The following is a 2,963-nucleotide window of genomic DNA, read 5'->3' as shown; positions in this document are numbered from 1 at the left end:
GCCTTTGATGGGGTGGGGTACAGGAAGACGCAGTCAGGGGTCGCGGCGGTCTGTCCTTATGCTTGGACGTGGAATGTGCTGGGGTGGCCGGGTGTGAATGTGCCCGCGGGTTTCACGAAAGCGGGGCTGCCCGTGGGGGCGCAGCTTCTCGGGCATGACTCCGATGAGGCGACGCTGATTTCGCTGGCCGCACAGTTGGAGGCCGTTGAAGGGTGGGTCGAGCGAAGCCCGTCTATTGAGCGGCGTTCTTAATATCCGGCGCCGGTGAGCATTCCGCCGTCTACGAGGACCTCGCTGCCGGTGCAGTAGGACGAGTCGTCCGAAGCCAGGTAGACGACCAGGCCCGACACTTCCTTGGACTTGCCCATGCGGCCGAGGGGGAGCGCCTTCATGAAGGCGTCGGCGCTGTCGGCGGTGGCCGCGACGACGTCGTCCTGGAGGGAAAGGGGCGTCAGGACGCCGCCGGGGTGGATGGAGTTCACCCGGATCCCGTATTCGCCGAGTTCGCGGGCGGCGGCCTTGGTGAGGCCGCGGACGCCGAACTTGCTGGCGCTGTAGGCGGCGAGGCCGGACGCGCCGATGAAGCCTTCGGTCGAGGAGACGTTCACGATCGAGCCGCCGCCGGCCTCGCGCATCGCGGCGGTGACGGATTTCACGCCGAGCCATTGGCCGAGCAGGTTCACGTCCAGAATGCGGCGGAACTCGTCGACGGACATTTCCTCGATGGTCTTGTGCCGGATGATTCCGGCGTTGTTGACCAGGATGTGCAGGGCGTCGAACGTCGTGGTGGCGGTGTCGACGGCGTTCTTCCAGTCTTCCTCGCGTGTCACGTCCATGCGGACGAAAACGGCGTCGGGCCCCAGGTCGGCGGCCAGTTTCGCGCCTTCCTCCTCCAGGACGTCGCCGAACACCACTTTGGCGCCCTCGTCCAGGAACCGGCGGACGTGGGACTTGCCCATGCCGCGCGCCCCGCCGGTGATCAGCGCCACCTTGCCGTCAAGCTGACCCATCAACGCTCCTCGTCCCGTGGCCGTGACGCAAGCCAACCTAGCGAACGCTTGGTCAACGGAACAAGGGGCCCGGGGGCCCGTCGCCAGGGGCTATCCCGTGCGCAGGCCGTCGAAGAGCAGCGCGAGCATCCGGTCGGCGTACGCGCCGGGGTCGGCGGTGCGCTCCGCGGCGACGCCGATCGCGTTGGTGAGCCGCAGCAGGTCGCGCGGGTCGATCTCGGCGCGGACGGCGCCCGCGTGCTGCGCGCGGTCCAGCAGGCGGCCGAGGGCGTCGCAGATCGCGGCGGCCGCGGCGCCGAGGCCGGTGTCGGCCCACTTCGCCGACATCGCCTCGATGATCACGGTGGAGGTGCCGCGCGGGGTGCCGGCGCCGGTCAGGTAGGTGCGCAGCCAGCGGCCGAGCGCGGCCTCGGCGTTGAGCGCCTCGGTCTCCGGGTCCGCCGCGGGCTCGGCGAGCAGCTCGTCGGCGTGCGCGAGGAGGCCGTCGATCCGGTCGCGCAGGACGGCGTGCAGCAGGGCGTCCCGGGTGGGGAAGTGCCGGTACAGCGTCCCGGAGCCGACGCCCGCGCGTTTGGCGATGTCGTCGAGGGACGCGCCCGTGCCGTGCTCCATGAAGGCGGTGCGGGCCGTCGTGATCAGTCGTTCGTAGTTGCGGCGGGCGTCGGCCCGCATCGGCCGGGTGTCCATGGGCACCGTCCAGCGGCGTCGCGGATGACCTGGGTGTCTCCGTCTGCTTTCGGACGAGAGTGCCATCTTCCACAAAGACGCGCTACCCGGTGAGCGCATCGCGGGACAGCCGGTCGGCCCTCCGCGTGGTCTCCGGAAGCCGGTACCGGGGCGTCAGGTCGAGGACGTTCCGGCATGCGGTTTCGAGGTCGGTGCGATGGCCGACGGACACGAAGACCGGTTTCACGTCGTCCCGTGTGCGCAGAACGCGGCCGACCACCTCGCCGCCGTCCCGCAGCGGGGTCGTGTCACCGCGGCGCCGGCCCGGCTGCTCGTAGGCGCCGATGAACGCCGTCTTGCCGACGCCGATCGTCGGTAGACCGGTCAGGACGCCGAGATGGCATGCCAGCCCGAACCGGCGAGGATGCGCGACGCCGAACCCGTCGCAGACGAGCAGGTCGGGGGTCGTCTTCAGGCCGCGCAACGCCTTCAGGAGCGTGGGCAGCTCCCGGAACGCGAACAGGCCGGGGACGTAGGGGAACGCGGCCGTGCCTACCGCGACCGACTCTTCGACCACTTGCAGTGTTGTGCCGTCCAGGACGACCACCGCGGCGGCCAGGCGCGTACCGGTGCCGCCACCGTCGCCCGCGTACGAGACGTCCAGGCCCGCGACGGTGCTGGGTTTGGCCGGGCCGCGGACGTCCAGCTCCAGCATCGGACGCAGCCGGTCCTGGATCGCCTCGGCCTCGGCCGGTGTGGACGGCCAGGCGTGCAGATCGCGCACGTCCATGAGATCGCGCACCTCCATGATCCGGCACAGTACCGCCGGATGTTATTCCTGGAACGTGACAAAACCCCCGGAGGTGCACATGGACGGGATGCGACTGGACGGCCGCACGGCGGTGGTGACCGGCGGCGCGGGCGGCATGGGACGCGCGATCTGCGCCGACCTCGCCGCCCTGGGAGCGCGCGTCGTCGTCGCCGACCTGGACGAGGCCGGCGCCCGCGAGGTCGCGGAGGCGGTCGGCGGCGCCGCGGCCCGCGTCGATCTCGCCGACCCCGATTCCATCGAGGCGTTCGCCGCCGGCGCCGGGCCGGTGGACGTGCTCGTCCACAACGCCGGCGTCGCCATCATCGAGCCGTTCACCGCCAGCGACCCGGCGCACTGGGACCTGATGTGGCGCGTCAACCTGCGCGCTCCCATGCAGCTCACCCGCGCGCTGCTGCCCGGCATGACCGAACGCGGCTGGGGCCGTCTGGTCTTCATCTCCTCGGACGGCGCCCGGG

5 protein-coding genes are annotated in these 2,963 nt (G+C 71.0%); 2 read left to right on the top strand and 3 right to left on the bottom strand.

Translation table 11 applies throughout. The annotated features are described in order from the left end of the window. The coding region (locus E1287_RS42790) for an amidase family protein (RefSeq protein WP_243719833.1) at window positions 1-252 on the top strand (252 nt) is incomplete at its 5' end. On the opposite strand, the gene E1287_RS42785 is transcribed toward E1287_RS42790, so the two are convergent. The 3 genes from E1287_RS42785 to nfi form a co-directional block, all read right to left on the bottom strand. Then, a complete protein-coding gene (locus tag E1287_RS42785; RefSeq protein ID WP_131971796.1) occupies window positions 249-1,010 on the bottom strand; it encodes a glucose 1-dehydrogenase in 762 nt (253 codons plus the stop codon). The two genes, E1287_RS42790 and E1287_RS42785, sit on opposite strands and share 4 nt — an antisense overlap. 90 nt (window positions 1,011-1,100) lie before the next feature. Then, window positions 1,101-1,697, bottom strand: a complete 597-nt coding sequence (locus E1287_RS42780; RefSeq protein WP_207934818.1) for a TetR/AcrR family transcriptional regulator — start codon at window positions 1,695-1,697, stop codon at window positions 1,101-1,103. Window positions 1,698-1,779: 82 nt separating this feature from the next. Further along, window positions 1,780-2,466, bottom strand: coding sequence for a deoxyribonuclease V (gene nfi / locus E1287_RS42775; RefSeq protein ID WP_131971798.1), 687 nt, complete (start codon window positions 2,464-2,466; stop codon window positions 1,780-1,782). Window positions 2,467-2,545: 79 nt separating this feature from the next. On the opposite strand from nfi, the gene E1287_RS42770 reads away from it, so the two are divergent. Continuing rightward, a partial coding sequence (locus E1287_RS42770) for an SDR family oxidoreductase (RefSeq protein ID WP_131971794.1) occupies window positions 2,546-2,963 on the top strand: 418 nt, incomplete at its 3' end.

The sequence above is a fragment of the Actinomadura sp. KC06 genome, from assembly GCF_004348735.1.
Lineage (GTDB): Bacteria > Actinomycetota > Actinomycetes > Streptosporangiales > Streptosporangiaceae > Spirillospora.
This window is presented reverse-complemented; position numbering and strand designations above follow the sequence as displayed.

Coding starts and splice junctions, on each gene's coding strand:
- E1287_RS42785 (WP_131971796.1), bottom strand. CDS start 1,010: ATGGGTCAGCTTGACGGCAAGGTGGCGCTGATCACCGGCGGGGCGCGC.
- nfi (WP_131971798.1), bottom strand. CDS start 2,466: ATGGACGTGCGCGATCTGCACGCCTGGCCGTCCACACCGGCCGAGGCC.
- E1287_RS42780 (WP_207934818.1), bottom strand. CDS start 1,697: ATGGACACCCGGCCGATGCGGGCCGACGCCCGCCGCAACTACGAACGA.